Annotated in this window: 14 protein-coding genes; 7 read left to right on the top strand and 7 right to left on the bottom strand. The window is 35.9% G+C overall.

Annotated elements, in window-relative coordinates; all coding sequences use genetic code 11:
- Positions 1–7: 7 nt before the first annotated feature.
- A complete protein-coding gene (locus tag MP477_RS15080) occupies positions 8–1525 on the bottom strand; it encodes an amino acid permease (protein WP_230034707.1) in 1518 nt (505 codons plus the stop codon).
- Between the two features lie 165 nt (positions 1526–1690).
- On the opposite strand from MP477_RS15080, the gene pnuC reads away from it, so the two are divergent.
- The 5 genes from pnuC to MP477_RS15055 all read left to right on the top strand — a co-directional run bounded on the left by pnuC (position 1691) and on the right by MP477_RS15055 (position 7696).
- Complete coding sequence (gene pnuC / locus MP477_RS15075) at positions 1691–2353, top strand: nicotinamide riboside transporter PnuC (RefSeq protein WP_230034705.1); 663 nt, start codon at positions 1691–1693, stop codon at positions 2351–2353.
- Between the two features lie 4 nt (positions 2354–2357).
- Complete coding sequence (locus tag MP477_RS15070) at positions 2358–3047, top strand: hypothetical protein (protein WP_257191043.1); 690 nt, start codon at positions 2358–2360, stop codon at positions 3045–3047.
- Between the two features lie 105 nt (positions 3048–3152).
- The gene (dapF, locus tag MP477_RS15065) at positions 3153–3920 is read left to right on the top strand and encodes a diaminopimelate epimerase (RefSeq protein ID WP_257191042.1); all 768 of its coding nucleotides are present in this window, start codon (positions 3153–3155) and stop codon (positions 3918–3920) included.
- Positions 3921–3951: 31 nt separating this feature from the next.
- A complete protein-coding gene (gene mltG / locus MP477_RS15060) occupies positions 3952–4977 on the top strand; it encodes an endolytic transglycosylase MltG (protein WP_257191041.1) in 1026 nt (341 codons plus the stop codon).
- Positions 4978–5110: 133 nt separating this feature from the next.
- The gene (locus tag MP477_RS15055) at positions 5111–7696 is read left to right on the top strand and encodes a TonB-dependent receptor domain-containing protein (RefSeq protein ID WP_230034696.1); all 2586 of its coding nucleotides are present in this window, start codon (positions 5111–5113) and stop codon (positions 7694–7696) included.
- 45 nt (positions 7697–7741) lie between these two features.
- On the opposite strand, the gene MP477_RS15050 is transcribed toward MP477_RS15055, so the two are convergent.
- From MP477_RS15050 to MP477_RS15030, 5 genes are read right to left on the bottom strand one after another with little or no spacing between them, the layout of a single operon-like run.
- Positions 7742–8194 carry an adenylyltransferase/cytidyltransferase family protein gene (locus MP477_RS15050; RefSeq protein ID WP_230034694.1) on the bottom strand — a complete coding sequence of 151 codons (453 nt, stop codon included), beginning with the start codon at positions 8192–8194 and terminating at the stop codon, positions 7742–7744.
- Between the two features lie 13 nt (positions 8195–8207).
- Positions 8208–8972: a methyltransferase domain-containing protein gene (locus MP477_RS15045; protein WP_230034692.1), complete on the bottom strand. Its 765-nt coding sequence runs from the start codon at positions 8970–8972 to the stop codon at positions 8208–8210.
- Between the two features lie 18 nt (positions 8973–8990).
- Positions 8991–10010, bottom strand: a complete 1020-nt coding sequence (galE, locus tag MP477_RS15040) for a UDP-glucose 4-epimerase GalE (protein WP_257191040.1) — start codon at positions 10008–10010, stop codon at positions 8991–8993.
- A gap of 9 nt (positions 10011–10019) precedes the next feature.
- Positions 10020–10433, bottom strand: coding sequence for a hypothetical protein (locus MP477_RS15035; protein ID WP_230034688.1), 414 nt, complete (start codon positions 10431–10433; stop codon positions 10020–10022).
- On the bottom strand, positions 10433–11557 hold the full coding sequence (locus tag MP477_RS15030) for a DegT/DnrJ/EryC1/StrS aminotransferase family protein (RefSeq protein ID WP_230034686.1): 1125 nt from the start codon (positions 11555–11557) through the stop codon (positions 10433–10435). Before MP477_RS15030 ends, MP477_RS15035 begins: the two co-directional genes overlap by 1 nt.
- Positions 11558–11644: 87 nt before the next feature.
- Here MP477_RS15030 and MP477_RS15025 point away from each other — a divergent pair, with 87 nt between their 5' ends.
- Positions 11645–13249: a S8/S53 family peptidase gene (locus MP477_RS15025; RefSeq protein ID WP_257191039.1), complete on the top strand. Its 1605-nt coding sequence runs from the start codon at positions 11645–11647 to the stop codon at positions 13247–13249.
- A gap of 153 nt (positions 13250–13402) precedes the next feature.
- On the opposite strand, the gene MP477_RS15020 is transcribed toward MP477_RS15025, so the two are convergent.
- Positions 13403–15937 carry a phosphoenolpyruvate carboxylase gene (locus MP477_RS15020; protein WP_257191038.1) on the bottom strand — a complete coding sequence of 845 codons (2535 nt, stop codon included), beginning with the start codon at positions 15935–15937 and terminating at the stop codon, positions 13403–13405.
- Positions 15938–16203: 266 nt separating this feature from the next.
- Between MP477_RS15020 and MP477_RS15015 the strand changes: the two genes are divergently transcribed.
- Positions 16204–17685, top strand: coding sequence for a serine hydrolase domain-containing protein (locus MP477_RS15015; protein WP_257191037.1), 1482 nt, complete (start codon positions 16204–16206; stop codon positions 17683–17685).
- The last annotated feature ends 33 nt before the right edge of the window (positions 17686–17718 follow it).

The raw sequence follows: 17718 nt of genomic DNA, 5'->3' as shown, positions 1-17718 counted from the left end.
TATTAAATTAATCTACGTCTTTATATTTTTCCGGATTATTAAGTTTACTGTTTGATTTTCCATAAAGGAAATATACTAACCCTCCCAAGAAAAGCCATACAGCAGAAAGTTCCAATGCATGAGCACTTAAGTTAAATATTAAATATATATTGATAAATACTCCTAATCCTACAACGATTTTATACGCAGGAACCTTGAAAGGTCTGATTAAATTCGGTTCTTTCTTTCTCATCACCCAAACCGCAATACAAACCAATGTAAATGCAAACAGAGTTCCGAAACTGGTCATATCTGCCAATGTTGAAATTGGGGTAAATGCAGCGATAAGCGCTACTATTATTCCTAGCAGGATAATTCCTTTGTAAGGAGTTTTTGTTTTTGGGTGAAGTTCTCCGAAAAATTTAGGAATCAAACCGTCTTTTGCCATTCCGATAAAGATTCTGGACTGTCCCATCATCATTACCATTACTACAGAAATCAAACCTACTGTAGCAGCAATCGTTACCACATTACTTGCCCAGTGTTTTCCGGCAATTTCAAAAGCATACGCTACCGGTGCTTTAATTGCATCAGGATATTTTCCTTCAGGGTTAAAGTCTGTATAGTGCATCATCCCTGTCAATACAAGAGATACACAAATATATAATGCAGTACAAACCAATAATGAAGCAATAATGGCGAAAGGCACATCTTTTTTAGGGTTAATAGCTTCCCCTGCCTGTGTAGAGACAGCATCAAAACCTATATACGCAAAGAAGATAGCTGCTGCTCCGGAAATAATTCCTTTTATACCATATGCAGAGACCAGATCTCCTTCAGAATTTTTAATTTTTATCGGATCTGGGATAAAAGGATTCCAGTTTTTCACTCCATCTACAGCATTGTAAAGATTTGTATTAGAGAAGATAATATAAACACCTGCAATGATTACGAAAATAACGGCAGAAGTTTTCATTAATACGATCAGGTTATTTGCGCCGGCAGCTTCCTTAGTCCCTTTTACCAGCAATGCGGTAATCAGTAATACAAGGATAAAAGCAGGAAGATTCATTGAAAAACCATCTCCTGTATAGCTGGCAGGATCTGAAGTAAGATATGTTGGCAAATGAACGCCAAATATTTTTAAAAATTTGGTAAAGTACCCGGACCAACTCACGGAAACCGCCATACTCGCCATGGCATACTCCAGAATGAGACACCACCCCATTGCCCAGGCAAAAATTTCCCCTACCGTTCCATACGCATATGCATAAGCAGACCCTTCAACAGGAATGATGGAAGCAAATTCCGCATAACATAATGCTGCGAAAACACAGGCTATACCTGCTATGATAAAAGAGATTGCAAGAGCCGGCCCTGCATGATAATAAGCTCCGGTTCCGGTAAGTACAAAGATTCCACCACCAATGATAGCACCTACTCCAATTGCTGTTAAACTCCATTTTCCAAGGACTTTCTTCAGCTCACTTTTCTTCATATCAGCCTCATAGGCACTTAGCGGCTTCTTAACCCAAATTTTAGACATGTTTTTTTATTTATTAAGGATTTACGAAAATATAAAAATTTTACGTACTCTCATGTTTATTGACAAACTTTCGTCATTTATTTTAAATAAAAAAATCTAAAAACCTGACCGACACATTATTCAAAGTATTTTATTACGTGTTAAATTTTGTTTATTTTTGATCACATGAATTTATATGATCTTTTTGTGAAGCCGTATGAAAACTATACAGCAGCACAGATTTTGCTGGAGTCTTCGGGGGCTGTTTTTGGTATTTTAAGCGTTTATTTTTCTATCAAAAAAAATATCTGGGTATACCCTACCGGCATTATCTCTACATTGATCTATGTTTATATTCTTTTTAATTTCGGATTATTGGGAGACTGCCTGATCAATGTCTATTATACTGTAATGAGTATCTACGGATGGATATTATGGTCTAAGAATTCTAAAGATCATATTCATATAGAAGTTACCTGGGCCACAAAAAAGGAATGGATCTATGCGGGTATTCTTTTTATCCTTAGTTTAGCGCTGGTTACTTTGATTTATTATTATAAGCCTTATATTGACCAAATGGAAGAAACCAATTTCGGATTATATCATTTGGATTGGGCAAATTGGCTGGATATTTTTACCACTTCCATATTTTTAGTAGGAATGTGGTTTATGGCCAAACAGCGCATTGAGAACTGGATTTTCTGGATTATCGGAGATTTTATTTGCATGCCTATGATGATTTTTAAGGGACTTGGCATCACTTCGGTTCAATATTTGGTATTTACTATAATGGCTATCTTAGGATACCTTAATTGGAAAAAAAGTTTTAAAGAGAAAAAAGTACAATAAAGTCATGAAAAATTTATTAAAAATAGCAGCTAGTATTGTTGCATTTGCAAGTTTGACATCTTGTTTAGCATACTCAGACGGATATGCCAATAATGGCGGTTATGGTGATCCATATTATAATAATGGATATTATTATGCACCATCCGGATACTATGGAAATGGTGGATATTATGGTAATGATGGGTATTATTACAGGGACAATGTTAATTATTACTATGACAATGGTGTCCCTTATTATTACTATAATGCGAATAACTCAAGAAGAAAGGTATATGTAGAAAGGAGATCAGATAATAACTCTACAAGACCGAATACCGGATTCAGAGGAGAGCCTTATTACGACCGTAATAATAACAATAACAGTGGTTTCAGAAACAACAATTCCCAGAATAACAATAATCAGGGTACTAGAAACCAAAGCAGTGGAGGCTTCAGAAACAACAGCAGCCAGAATAATCAGGGAAATCAAAATACCAACAATTCCGGAGGGTTCAGAAATCAGAACAACACTTATCAGGCTCCTCAGAGAAGCTCAAACAGCGGTGGATTCAGAAGTTCAGGAAGCAACAACAGTACGCCTCCACCTTCTTCAAATAGCGGAGGCTTCAGAGGAAGTTCCAGTAACAGCAGCAGCTCGGGCAATTCAAATAGTTCAGGCAGCACAAACAGACAGAACAACGGAGGATTTAGATAAAAACGGTTAGGTAAAACGATTATAAATAAGAAAACGAACAGTTAACACTGTTCGTTTTTCATTTTAAATATATTAATTTTGCTTCTTTAAATTAGATAAAAAGGTATGGAATTTTATAAATATCAGGGTACTGGAAATGATTTTGTGATGGTAGATAACCGTGACCTTCAGTTTCCTAAAGACAAAAAGAATATTGAAAAACTATGTGACAGACGTTTTGGAATTGGTGCTGATGGCCTTATCTTATTGGAAAACGATGATCATTACGATTTCAAAATGGTATATTATAATTCTGATGGTGGAGAAAGTACCATGTGTGGAAACGGAGGAAGATGCCTGGTAGCATTTGCTTTTTTCCTGGATATTTTTGAAGATAAATGTAAGTTTATTGCTATAGATGGTGAGCATGAAGCGGAAATCCATAACGGGATCGTTAAATTAAAAATGATTGATGTAAATACCATTTCTCATGACGGCAATGATTCTGTTCTTAATACCGGTTCTCCTCATTATGTAAGATATGTAGAGGATTTAGCAAATTATAAGGTGTATGCCGAAGGGAACGGGATCAGAAATTCAGAAAATTATAAAGAAAAAGGAATTAATGTCAACTTTGTGGAAAAAATTTCCGATAATGAAATTTTTGTAAGAACCTATGAACGAGGCGTTGAGGATGAAACTTACAGCTGCGGAACAGGAGTTACAGCTTCTGCTTTAACTTTTCTACAAAAAGACAATCTAACTTCTGTAAAAGTTAAAACGTTAGGAGGAAATCTGAAGGTATATGCTGAAAAAAACGGAGACTCCTTTCAAAGCATCTGGCTGGAAGGTCCTGCAAAGCAGGTTTTTAAAGGTAAGATAGATATTCTTTAGAAACCATAAACTTTTAATCAATAGTATAAGAATGAAAAAAGCTATTCTCATTGTCATTCTGCTGGTTTTTGTAATCGCAGGTTTTTTTGGATTGAGATTTTATAATAAGTACTTCGGAAACAACGTAGAAAAAGACGGATATGTATTGATTCCTCATAAAGCGGATTTCAAACAGATCATGGACTCTATTGCTCCCCACTTAAAAGATAGGGAGTCTTTTGAAGCAGTGGCTAAAGATAAAGGTCTTACTACCGCTTTTAAAGCCGGGCGTTATCATATTCAGGAGGGTAAAGGCAACTCTGATCTTGTGAACATGATTAAAGCAGGTAATCAAACAGCCAATTCTTTCAGAATCGGAGATTTTGGAGATATGTACCAGATGATTGGCAAAGTGACTAAAAAAACGGAACTGGATTCTTTACATTTCGTAAAAGACCTTGATGGTATTTCACAGGAAAAAGGGTATAAAAATGTTGAAGATTTAAAAAAATATTTTTTCATAGATACTTATAACTTCTTCTGGACGGTAAGCCCAAGAGAGTTTTTTGCAAAATTTGAAGATCAGTATAATGAATTCTGGACCGGTGAAAGAAAAAATAAGGAGCAGCAGTCTGCTTTAACAAGAGATCAGATCTATGCACTGGCGTCTATTGTGTATAAAGAATCCGGAGGAAAGAAGGATGAAATGAAAACGATAGCAGGATTATACCTGAACCGTTACCGAAAAGGAATGAAGCTTCAGTCTGACCCTACGGTAATCTATGCCATCAATAAGCAGACTAATTTTAAAGAACCTATTAAAAGGGTTTTATATAAGCATTTATCAACTCCTTCTCCATATAATACCTACGCGAATGCAGGTATCCCTCCGGGGCCTATCTGTGTGGTGGACAAGAATTCTGTAGATGCTGTTTTAAACGCAGAAAACAATAATTATATATTTATGTGTGCTGATCCTGCAAGATTTGGATATCACAAATTTACGGCAAGTGCAGAAGAGCATGCTGTAAATGCAAAAGCCTATCAGGATTGGCTTAATTCAAAAAATATAAAATAGGCAAAGCAAGCATTTAAAAACTTTAAACAGTAAAAAAATAATACACAAATCATAATATCATGAGAATCAGAGCAATCTGAAGATCTATGGTATTAGGGGTATCCCTTCATGATTTTTATACAAAAAATAACCTATGAATAAGACGGAAATTGTCAATATTTTCACAAAAAAAACACTAGGGCTTACTCTGGTTCTTTCGGCAGCTGCTATGGCTTTTGCTCAGGAGAAATCAGATATTTCAGGAATTATTGTCAATAAGAAGAACCAGCCTGTACCTTATGCTTCTGTAACTTTTAGCAATAAAGCTAATAAAACATTAAGCGACGCTGTACTCACTGATGAAAAAGGGCAATATAAGCTGCAGCTTGTTCCCGGAGAGTATGACATTACAGTAGAAGCAATAGACTATAAGAAAAGTATAGTCAGTAAAAATATAGCAGCAAACGGAAATATTGGTGCACTCTCCATAGAACCTGAAGCAACTACTACTCTGGATGGCAAAACTCAGGAGCTGCAGGGTGTTGTTATTACAGCAGCAGCCACTAAAGCCTATAAAGTAGAGCTGGATAAAAAGACTTATGACCCATCACAGGATATCGTAAGTAAGGGAGGAAGTCTTCAGGATGTTTTAAGTAATGTTCCTTCTGTTACCGTAGATACGGATGGAACGGTTTCTATGAGAGGAAGTACCAATGTAAAATTCCTCATTAACGGAAAGCCTTCTTCTCTTCTGGGAATTGATGACGGAGCTAATGCATTACAGAGTATTCCTGCTGATCAGATCGAAAGAATTGAAGTCATTACCAACCCTTCATCAAAATTTGAAGCAAGCGGAACTTCGGGTATTTTAAATATTATTCTTAAAAAGAGTAAAAAAGTAGGATTTAACGGAAGTGTAGTGGGGGCTTTAGGATATTTCCCAAGAACATCTCTGAATGCCAATTTAAGCTGGAGAAAAAATAACTGGACCTGGTTTATGAACGGTGGCGGAGGCTACACAGAAAACAAAACCAAGAGTAACTCGGAAACAACCTATCATAATATTGTATTCCCTGATATAGTTCCTGGTGTAGCACCAAAGGATGTACCTGTACATCAGCAGCAAAACTCTGTCAACAAAACTTACAACAAAAACTATAATATAAGTGCCGGTTTTGTATATGATATTTCTGAAAAAACATCATTAAATCTGACAGGATTAGTGAGAACTTTTGACGGTGACGGAAATGAACTTGTAAACACTTACGATACTTTTTACAGATATACAGGAGACGCTTCTAATCTTTGGAATCTCAAGAATCCTTATACCCTGAGAGATTCCAAGACAACCTTTAACAATCTTGCCTTCCAGGGAGATGTAGGTTTAGACCATAAGTTTGACGATAAAGGGCAAAATTTATCATTATCTGTAAGTTTACAAAGAAACAGAAGCAATAATAATGCTGATATTCTGGAAAGTGTTGATTACGTACCTTCTGTGCAGGATATTACCAGAAGACATTCTGTAAGCAAAACCATCATAGGTAAAGCAGACTATGAATTACCAATAGGAGAAAACTCCAAACTTGAAGCCGGCTACAGATTGGATATCAATGATAATACTTATGATAATTTTGTAAGCAGTACTTCTAATAACCCTCTTATTCCGAATTATAATAACAATACGGATTACAGGGAGATGTTCAATGCTTTCTATTTACAGTTTAAAAGTAAAATAGGAAGTCTTAGTTATCAGGTAGGATTAAGAGACGAGCTTTCAAATGTTAAAATCAATTACATCAGTCAGAACCTTGATAAGCCTCCATTAAATAAAAACAAGAATTACAATAATCTATTTCCAAGTGTATTCTTAAGCTATGATATATCCAAGAATAACCAGATCTTAGTAAACTATTCCCGAAGAATAGACAGACCGAGATCATTCTTTATGGTTCCTTTCCCCAACTATACCAATAACCAGAATATTTTTGAAGGAAATATCGACCTTAACCCATCATACGTAGATTCTTATGAAGTAGGTTATAATATTACCAGAAAGAAATTTACCATCAACCCTACCCTATATTACAGGCATTCAACAGATGATACAAAGATGCTGGTATACAGACCGGATGAAAGACAGAGAGTTTTCTATACAAAGCCGGAAAACCTGGGTAATGATGACCGCTATGGTTTGGACCTGAACTTTACCTATGATCCTTTTGCCTGGTTCAAGATTATGGGTAGTGTAGATCTTTTCGGATATAAAACGACCGGAATCGCATCTTATGAAACAAGAGACATCAACGGTCTTAAGCAGGTACGCTCACTGGATTTTACAGGAAGTGGTTTCTCTACAAGGTTACGTCTTAATACCACATTTAAACTTGATAAGACATTAAGTGTACAGCTGCAAGGTTTCTACAGAGGAGGACAAAAAACAGCCAGCCAGAACAGACAGGATATGTACGCATTAAACCTGGGAGCATCTAAAACGATCTGGAAAGGTGACGGAACTATTTCCTTCAACATTCAGGATATCTTTAATACAAGAGGTATGGAGACATTTAACTACAGTAATGACTATACCCGTAGCAGCTATATGCAGTGGCAGCCAAGACAGTTTTCTATCTCTTTAACCTATAGATTTAAGCAGGGAGAAAAAATAGAACAGACTAAGAAGAAAAAAGACATCAATGCCAATGAAACCGGCGATGACCAGCAAGGTGGTCCGATGTAATACAAACAAAATCCCGAAAAGCACTTTTCGGGATTTTTTATTGTTTTATTTTACAGATTCTGTCTTTGTATCTTTTTCTTTTTCGGCTTCATAAATTCTTCGTCTAAGGTCGCTGGTAGAAAACCGGTGGTCTCTTTTGTTATAAAAGATCTCTATTCCTTTTTCTTCACAATAAGTTTTCCCGGTAAAATCTCTATCCATATAATCGTCTCCGATAATTCTTACATCGATAACAAAAGATTTCAAAATATCCAACAGATCTTCTTCTGTATAATAAGGGATAATCTCATCTACAGCATTCACAGCCTTCAGCTGAATATATCGTTCAACGATAGTCTGACTTGGCTTATTTTTGTTCGGACGGTCGTGGGACGGATCAATCTGAAGCCCAACGATCAAATAATCGCATACTGTTTTAGCTTCTTCAAGCATCTTAATATGCCCAGCGTGTAATAAATCAAATGAGGAAAATGTAATACCTATTCTCTGTGTCTTCATATTAATTTTAAAATTAAAACTTCGCTGAAATAAATGTTCTTTTAAATGGATAAAAGACCGGTGATTCAGGGAAGATGTTTTGTAATTCGGTTTTATAATCGTTTTTAAATTGTTCTTTCATATCATCGGGAAGCCTCTCAATATAAGGAAGCATAGCTGTTCCTGAAGCCCATGTAAATACAGCATCGGCATTGGCCAGAACATGAGGGAATACCTTTTCATAAACGGTGATTTCTCTGCCTTTATGATCAAATAATATTCTTGCATAGTCTTCAATAGGTAAAACTGTATATGCTCTTTCCCAGGAATTGTATGCTGTTTTATAAGGCTCCCTGCCTGCTGTTTTTCTAAGCAGCTGATGCACTACATATTCATGATTGGATGGAATCTGTACAGCTAATTGGCCACCTTCTTTAATTTTACTTATAATCCTTGGAAAAAGCTCCTTATGGTTATCACACCATTGAATCGCTGCATTGGAAATAATCAGATCATACCTCTCGGAAAGATGAAGCTGATCTTCGATACTCTTTTTCTCAAATCTCAGTCTGCTTGTTTCAAAATGAGCAGCTTTCTCCAGCATCTCTTCAGAAGAGTCTATTCCCAACACCTTGGAATCTTCAAGATAATCTAAAAGCTTAGAAGTAAGTTCTCCGGTACCGCAACCTAAATCTATAACGGATAAACCTGATCTTGACTCAACGAGTTTCAGTAAATCAATAAAGGGAGCTGAACGCTCATCTTTAAACTGGTCATACACTTCAGGATTCCAGGCCATAGTATGTGATTTTAAGAGTTAATTTCTAGAATTCAGGTACTTCTGCCATTCCCAGGTTGTCCGTAGAGATTCTTCCAGGGATGTTTCAGACTTCCATCCAAGCTCTTTCTCGGCTTTACCCGGATCAGCATAGGCAATTGTAATATCACCTTCTCTTCTGGCACATATCTGATAAGGAACTTTTACATCATTTGCTGTTTCAAAAGCTTTGACAACTTCCAAAACAGATGATCCTCTTCCCGTTCCCAAATTATAAATATCTATCACGGCTTCTTCGGATTGATTTTCTATCAGTTTTCTTAAGGCAGAAACATGGGCTTTTGCAAGATCAACTACATAGATATAATCACGAACCGCAGTTCCGTCTTCTGTTGGATAATCATCTCCCCACACGCTTAGTTTCTCACGGATTCCTGAAGCAGTCTGCATAACGTACGGGACTAAATTATTGGGAACTCCAATAGGCAGTTCGCCAAGTTTTGCAGAGGGATGTGCTCCAATGGGATTAAAATACCTCAATAATGATATTTTTCTGTGGTAGGCCTTTGCAAAATCAATCAGGATTTCCTCACCCATTTGTTTTGTTTTGCCATATACACTTTCAGGCATTTTTAAAGGAGTATTTTCATCAATTGGCATTACATCAGCTTGCCCATACACTGTACAGGATGAACTGAAAATAAAATTGGAAATTTCTCTATCTTTAAACTCCTGAAGGATATTAATAAGAGTAAACAGATTATTCTCATAATAATCCACAGGTTTTACCTGGCTTTCTCCCACCGCTTTATAAGCAGCAAAATTAATACAGCCCTCAATAGGGTGAGCCTCAAAAACCTGATGAAGCAGTTCTTTTCTTTTTAAATCAAAAGGATAAAAAACCGGCTTTTTACCTGTAATTTCCTCAATATTATTTAAAATAAATCTCTCTGAATGGGACAAATCGTCTACAATAATGACCTCAAAGCCATTATTAAGAAGTTCTACCACTGTGTGGGAACCAATATATCCAAGTCCTCCTGTTACAAGTATTGCCATTTTTATTTTTTAATCTTCGTGTTTTCCTATGTTTTCTATTTCGTTAATTCCGCTGTTTACTCTCACTTTAAATATATTGACAATGGCTAAAATAAGAATAAATAAAATCCAAAATTTAAATCTGAAATTCCATACATCATAATATCTTCCACTTAAAGCCACTAATAGTATAGGATATCCCAGCGCAACTATAGCTAAAGATAAGCTAAGATTTAGAAATAAAACAGCTTTATTATATTTTTCAATCAAATTAATAAATGCAAATAAATTAATAACAATTGAAGTACCAATAAACATCGTTTTAAATATGCTGAAATCATCAAATAAATTCAGAATTGAAAATGATGATATTATAAAAAATAATAGACTCATTGCTACCGCTAAGTAATAAACCAGCCTATATTTAAATATCTTTTTTTTCATTACTTCATAAACTCAAGCACAGCATCTGTAATATACTTCAGTTGCTCTTCGTCTAATTCTGTATGCATTGGCAGAGAAACTACCTGATCCAAAAGCTTGTCTGTATTCACAAAATCAGCATCATTGCTTTCCTGGAAATAGGCTTTCTGCTTTCTCAATGCTACCGGATAATAGATCATAGCCGGAATTTCTTTCTCCGTTAAGAATTTCTGAAGTTCATTACGTTTTCCATTCAGGATTCTTAATGTATATTGGTGGAAAACATGAGTAGAGTTTTCGGATCTTTTGGGAGTAAGAATATTGGGATTTCCTGCAAATGCTTCATCATAGTAATCCGCGGCTTTTCTTCTCGCTTCGTTGTAAGAATCCAGGTGAGGAAGTTTTTTTCTTAAAACAGCCGCCTGAATACTGTCTAAACGGGAATTCACACCTACTTCATCGTGATAGTATCTTTCATACATACCATGGTTTACAATTCCTCTTAAACGGTGTGCCAGCTCATCATTATTGGTGAAAATAGCACCACCGTCACCATAGCATCCCAGGTTTTTTGAAGGAAAGAAAGATGTTGTTCCCACTGTAGACATGGTTCCTGCATACTTTACTGTACCGTCAGAGAATGTATATTCTGCACCTATTGCCTGTGCATTGTCTTCAATAACATATAAATTATGCTCTTCAGCAATTTTTAAAATTTCTTCCATATTGGCACACTGTCCAAATAAATGTACAGGAATAATGGCCTTTGTTTTTGGCGTAATGGCTTTTCTCAATTCTTCTGTTGAGATTGTAAAAGTGTCATAATCAACATCTACCAAAACAGATTTTAATTTAAGGAGGTGTATCACTTCCACCGTTGCTGCAAAGGTAAAATCAGCAGTAATGACCTCATCCCCTTCTTTCAGATCCAATGCCATCAGGGCAATCTGTAAAGCATCCGTCCCATTCGCACATGGAATCACATGTTTTACGTCTAAATAAGACTCCAATTCATTCTGGAAAGACTTTACTTCAGGTCCGTTGATAAAAGCCGCAGAATCCATTACATTTAAAACTGCATTGTCTACATCATTTTTTATTTTGTAATACTGACTTTGCAAGTCAACCATCTGAATTTTTTTCATAAATAAATATTTGTGTAAAAATAAGGATTTTAAAATCCTATCAAAAATTTTATTGATTTTGTTTTTATCTTTATACAAAATAATACGATGAATAAAATTTTACTCTTTTGTTTATTAGCAGGTTATTCCATTTCTCAGGCCCAAACACAGCTCGTTTTTGTATATTTCACAGATAAGCCCAATAAAGCCTCTTTTTTTGCCAATCCACTTTCAGAACTTTCTCAAAAATCCCTTGACAGACGTACTGCACTGGGAATATCGCTTGATGATAAGGACGCTCCTATTGAACTTTCTTATCTCCAGAATCTGCAAAATCTGGGATTCACGGTTACCGATTATTCCAAATGGCTGAACGGAGCCGCTGTGAATGCCACTCCAGCTCAAATAGCAACTTTACAGGCACAGCCTTTTGTTTTATCGGTTCAAAGTTTTGCAAGAAACAGTTCCGGAGTTCCTAAAATAAAGCCTGTTGATAAATGGAAAAATACTTCTGGCACCGGTAAAACACTTACAACTTTTGATTATGGATCAGGAACAGCACAGATAGACCAGCTCAATATAAGACCCCTTCATCTGGCAGGATATACAGGAACAGGAATTTCCATAGCTGTTATTGATGCAGGATTTCCTTTTGTAGATACCGGATCTGCATTCTCAAGGCTGCGGACCAATAATCATATAAAAGGAGGTTATGATTTTGTGACTAAAACCAATGACATTTATAATATTTCTTTAAGTGAGCATGGTTCTGTGGTTTTGGGTGCTATGGGAGGTTATTTGGAAAATACATTTGTAGGATCTGCTCCGGATGCTGATTTTTATCTTTACCGCAGTGAAAAGGCTGGAGTAGAAATCCCGGAAGAAGAAGTATATTGGATTGAGGCTGCTGAGGAAGCAGACAGAAAGGGCGTAGAAATGATCACCTCATCTCTGGGATATAGTGTTTTTGATGATTCCCAATACAATTACACGTATGCAGATATGAACGGAACAACTTCTTTTATTGCAAGAGCGGCACAAATAGCTGCCGAAAAAGGAATATTTGTTCTTGCTGCAGCTGGAAATTCCGGGCTGGAACCCTGGCATTATCTGTTAACACCGGCAGACAATGCGAAAGTATTCACAGTTGGAGCTGTAGACTCTTCGGGAAACTCTTCAGGATTTTCTTCTTACGGGCCTAATTCTTCGGGAACAATAAAACCTGATGGAAGTGCCCAGGGTACAGCCACCACTACAGTTAATAATAATACCACTATTATTCTCAACGGAACTTCTATTGCGACCCCCATTGCAGCAGGTGGTACCGCTTGTTTCATTCAGGCATTCCCAACGATGGACAGAGATCTGATGAGGACAAAGCTGAGACAAACAGCTTCTCTTTACCCCAACCACACCGATCAGATGGGATATGGTATTCTGAATTTCGGAAGTTTATATAATTCAGTATTAAGCACTTCGGAAACTGCCAAAAAAGACAACTTTATCATCTATCCGAACCCTGCTAAAAATATCCTGAATGTAAGAACTGAAAATGAAGTAACCTCATTGGAAGTTTATGATCATTTGGGAAGACTGATCAGGAAAAACAATAAACAAAAATCTATAAAGGTGGAAGATTTTGCAAAAGGGGTTTATTACCTTAAAATTCAGTTGAAAGACAGGTTTCATTTTGAAAAATTCATAAAAGAATAATATTTTTTTAATCTGTAATGCTTATAAATATCGTCCTGCCTTATTATAGAAATTAAATTACGGCTGAAACCATTAGGTCTAGGTTAAAAATCAAAAAAACGGACATAAGCCCGTTTTTTGATATCTATTTTCATTGTATTGTGAAAAATTACATTACGCTGAATTTCTGCTTGCATTAATATTTCCGAATAAGGAACGGGTCACCAGCTTTTCATAGGCTTCTTTATTGCCTTCCCCTTTCTGGATTTTCATTAAAGCATACTGCTGAATACTTAGCAGCGGAAGTACAATTTTTTCACGGATTTTAACCGACTTTCTGGATAAAGGATCTTCCTCCTGAAGCATTTTAAAACCTGTTAACTCCAGCATAATCTCTTTTGAAAGTTCATACTCGTCAAACAAAACATTCCAGAATGCACCGAATTTAGGATTATTTTTAATATAATAGGTTAAAGGAAAATAAGACTTGTTCATACTCATCATAGAGTTTAACACTAAAGTTTTAAAGAAATCAGAACCTTTATACAGTTCTCTTACTTCTTCAAACCTTCCCTTCTCTTTCATCTGCTGCATAGCATATCCAAAACCAAAGAATCCGGGAACATTTTGCTTTAATTGTGACCATGATCCCACAAACGGAATGGCTCTTAAATCTTCAAATTTCAGTTCGTTTCCATTTCCTCTTTTGGAAGGACGGCTTCCTATATTTGTTTTTCCATAATATTCCAGAGTACTCATTTCCTGCAGATAGGGAACAAACATGGGATGGGCCTTAAGATCTGAATATTTCTGATAGCTCATATTGGCCAGTTCAATAATTAATGCTCTTTCTTTTTCGGTAAGGTCTTTTTTTGCATTTTTAAATACATCATTTTCAACTCCGGCGGTCAGAAGCTGTTCGAAGTTGTATTTTGCCTGTTCTTTGTTTCCAAAAATACTGGTAATGGTTTGCCCCTGAATAGTGAGTTCAATTTTATTGTTGGCAATTGTTTTCCCCTGCGAAGCGTAGAAGTCATGGGTCTTCCCTCCTCCTCTTGCCGGCGGACCTCCTCTTCCGTCAAAAAATACAACTTTGATATTATTCTCTTCAGAGAGTTTCGTAAGAAGTTCTTTTGCCTGGTAGATTTCCCAGTTTGCTTTCAGATAACCACCGTCTTTTGTGCCATCAGAAAATCCAAGCATAATAGTCTGTTGGTTTCCTCTTTTTTCAAGATGCTTTTTATAAACTGGATTCTGATATAGCTCGCTCATTACATTTTTAGCGTTGGCAAGACCTTCCATGGTCTCAAAAAGCGGAACAATATCCATATTGATCTCTTCATCTCTGTATCCACAAATTTTAAAGAAAGCATATACGTTCATGACATCTTTCACCGCATCAGAATTGGAAATAATATAACGGTTCATTCCTCTTAATCCATTCAGACGCTGAATCTCCGAAACCTGTGATACCGTTAGCAGAGTATCCTTTACAATATCTTCAAAATCATCTGCATTTACTTTCTCCGGGATCTGAATCAGTGTATTGAATTTCTTTTCCGAATCAGCTTCTTCATTTCCATATATTTTGGCAAAAACATCATCTATTACCTTCTGATGGATCCTGCTATCTTGTCTGATATCTAAAGTTGCAAAGTGAGTTCCAAAAATTTTCACACGGTCCCTGAAGTTCGCCAAAAGGTCTAAAAACAGAGAATTATGATCATTAATTAATATTTTCTCTGCTTCATCGGCTCTTTTTAAAATATCTTCTGCCGTAATACTTTTACCATCAAAAATAGCAGTATACAACTCTTCACTTAGCTGAGTCAAAACCTCCGAAACCCCTCTAAAACTCAATCTTCTTCTGATAAATTTCAAATGGCTGTAATAGGATTTTAAAATTGCAGAGCGAAGTTCTTCCGATACTCTTTTGGTAACATTAGCTGTTACAAAAGGATTCCCGTCTCTATCTCCTCCCGGCCAGAAACCAAGCTGGATAATATCTTCATGCAGGTGAAAATGTCCGTTTCCGAAAGTTTTTTTGATCTTCGTAAACAGTTCACCAATGGTATCATAATACACATATCTTAAATAGGAAATAATACTCAGAGCCTCATCTATGGGCGTTGGTTTTTCCTTATTAACAAAAGGTGTTTTTCCAAGCTGCTGCAAAAGGGTATCAATCTGTGTGACAGAATCACTGGTGATCGCTCCTCTTAAATCCTGAATAATTCTCTGTACTGAGCTCGGATAAAATTGCGTAGGGTGAGCTGTAAATACAACCTTGACCGTAAAATCCTTTAATTTTTCGCGTACCTTTTCAATTTTATGATCCTGGAAAGAACGTTCAAAAAGGTTGGTCACTGTTCCGCTGTCACTTTCGGAATGAAGGTTAGGAAAGGCAGCGTCCTCAATACTGTCAAACAAAACAACCTGTCTTTCTATATATTGAATGATTTTAAAAAGAAGCTCCAGTTTTTGTTCCTCCGTCTGAAGGTCTGTATGATTCTTAAAAAATTCTTCTACAATTTCCTCAGGAGTTTTTCCTGCTTCATAGCCGGTTCTGCTTTCTTCATAAAGAAACGGAAGAAGCATCCCGATATTGGTCATTTTATCGTAAGGCAGGCTCATAAATAATGAATTGTAAATCTGGAATTTATTCTCCACAATCTGCCTGAATTTTTCTGCGCGTTGGTCGTGTATCATATAACAAATGTAAGTGATTTTGGTATTAAATTAATTGACAAATGACAAAAAATTTAAGAATAAAAAGTAAAAATTAATGTTATTTTTTGCTTAAAAATCAATTGGTTTAAGTGCCATTGTATATTTATATAATAAACTTCAATTCCAGCACAAGTAAACAGATCGGATAATTTGAAATATAAGTAATATATTGACCATTTATATTTATTTACAGAAGGATTGTAATAAAGTCGGTTTCCAGAGTGTTTACTTATAAATCAATTCACATGAAGATTCTAATAACCTCAGTATTTTTTTCATTATTATTAAATGCATCTCTATTTTCGGGACAAGCAGCACGAAATACCTCCGACAGTATAGATATCTTTATTAAAAGTAAAATGGAACAGCTGAGAATTCCCGGACTTCAGTTGGGGATTATCAGAAATGGAAAACTTGAGAAAATTACCAGTTATGGGTTTGCTAACATTGAACATCATGCCGTGACACAGAACCAGACTGTCTTTTCCATCAATTCCATGACCAAGGCATTCGTAGGGGTTGCCATATTACAGCTACAGGAACAGGGAAAATTAAAAACAGATGACCCAATTTCAAAATACCTTAATGATATCCCCGAGAAATGGAAAACAATTACTATTAAACAATTATTGAGTAATACATCCGGGCTCCCTAATAACATTGATGAGAAAGAGCAGGTATTGGGTGATGGAACAGAAGAAAAGAACTGGGAAATGGTGAGGAAGCTTCCTATGGAGTCTATTCCCGGAAGTAGGTTCAGCTATAATCAAACCGGTTATTATATTTTAGGAACAATAATCACACAACTTAGTGGAAAACATTTCACAAAATTTATTGAAGAAAATCAATTCAAACGCTGCCAAATGCTTATTACGCAATTTGGAGACTCCAACGATATTATTGAGAATAGTGCAGGAGCATATTCTACTATAATTAATAAAGACGGCAAATGGATTAATGACAGAAATCTTCACAATGTATTTGTCAATTTCCCCATTTTTTTCCGGACGGCTACGGGAATTCTTTCTTCTGCTGAAGATATCAGCAAGTGGCTTATAGCATTACAGGATGGAAAATTATTTCAAAGTGAAAAAAGCCTAAAAGAACTTTTCACCACAGTAAAGCTCAATGATGGAAGTATTGGAGGTTTCAACAAATTGACAAATGGATATGCTTTGGGATGGCCAACAGTTGTAAGATCTGAACATCCTGCCGCAGCTCCTGTGGGCGGTATGCGTTCAGCACTTTTTGTATATCCTGAGGATCGTTTATCAGTTATTGTTTTAACCAATCTGCAGGGAGCAAATCCTGAATGGTTTATTGATGAAATTGCAGGATATTACATTCCTGATATGAAAATTGAAAATGGTTTTGGACTAAGCCCTAATATGAAACTTCTTTATCATCAGACCACACAGGATGGATTTCAGAATATTGAAAAAGCCTATCAGAAGATAAAGAAAAAACAGAAAAATTTCACAGCATCTGAAGATGAAATTAATGCCTGGGGCTACCAGTTTATGGGTAGAAATCTAAAAGATAAAGCTCTTCAAATTTTTAAATTCAATACAATACTTTTTCCTAACAGCTCAAATGTATATGACAGCTATGGAGAAATACTGGATGTATTAGGACATAAAAAAGAAGCTATTGTGAGTTATAAAAAATCATTACTCCTTAATCCTGCTAATACCAATGCTGCTAATTATTTAAAAGATAATGAATAATCTTACGAATAGAAACTATATCCTTAATTGATA

The organism is Chryseobacterium sp. WG23 (genome assembly GCF_024586575.1).
Classification (GTDB): domain Bacteria; phylum Bacteroidota; class Bacteroidia; order Flavobacteriales; family Weeksellaceae; genus Chryseobacterium.
This window is presented reverse-complemented; position numbering and strand designations above follow the sequence as displayed.

What these genes read in the sequence shown, in the direction of transcription:
- MP477_RS15080 (WP_230034707.1), bottom strand. Translation starts at nt 1,525, where the DNA reads ATGTCTAAAATTTGGGTTAAGAAGCCGCTAAGTGCCTATGAGGCTGAT.
- pnuC (WP_230034705.1), top strand. Translation starts at nt 1,691, where the DNA reads ATGAATTTATATGATCTTTTTGTGAAGCCGTATGAAAACTATACAGCA.
- MP477_RS15070 (WP_257191043.1), top strand. Translation starts at nt 2,358, where the DNA reads ATGAAAAATTTATTAAAAATAGCAGCTAGTATTGTTGCATTTGCAAGT.
- dapF (WP_257191042.1), top strand. Translation starts at nt 3,153, where the DNA reads ATGGAATTTTATAAATATCAGGGTACTGGAAATGATTTTGTGATGGTA.
- mltG (WP_257191041.1), top strand. Translation starts at nt 3,952, where the DNA reads ATGAAAAAAGCTATTCTCATTGTCATTCTGCTGGTTTTTGTAATCGCA.
- MP477_RS15055 (WP_230034696.1), top strand. Translation starts at nt 5,111, where the DNA reads ATGAATAAGACGGAAATTGTCAATATTTTCACAAAAAAAACACTAGGG.
- MP477_RS15050 (WP_230034694.1), bottom strand. Translation starts at nt 8,194, where the DNA reads ATGAAGACACAGAGAATAGGTATTACATTTTCCTCATTTGATTTATTA.
- MP477_RS15045 (WP_230034692.1), bottom strand. Translation starts at nt 8,972, where the DNA reads ATGGCCTGGAATCCTGAAGTGTATGACCAGTTTAAAGATGAGCGTTCA.
- galE (WP_257191040.1), bottom strand. Translation starts at nt 10,010, where the DNA reads ATGGCAATACTTGTAACAGGAGGACTTGGATATATTGGTTCCCACACA.
- MP477_RS15035 (WP_230034688.1), bottom strand. Translation starts at nt 10,433, where the DNA reads ATGAAAAAAAAGATATTTAAATATAGGCTGGTTTATTACTTAGCGGTA.
- MP477_RS15030 (WP_230034686.1), bottom strand. Translation starts at nt 11,557, where the DNA reads ATGAAAAAAATTCAGATGGTTGACTTGCAAAGTCAGTATTACAAAATA.
- MP477_RS15025 (WP_257191039.1), top strand. Translation starts at nt 11,645, where the DNA reads ATGAATAAAATTTTACTCTTTTGTTTATTAGCAGGTTATTCCATTTCT.
- MP477_RS15020 (WP_257191038.1), bottom strand. Translation starts at nt 15,937, where the DNA reads ATGATACACGACCAACGCGCAGAAAAATTCAGGCAGATTGTGGAGAAT.
- MP477_RS15015 (WP_257191037.1), top strand. Translation starts at nt 16,204, where the DNA reads ATGAAGATTCTAATAACCTCAGTATTTTTTTCATTATTATTAAATGCA.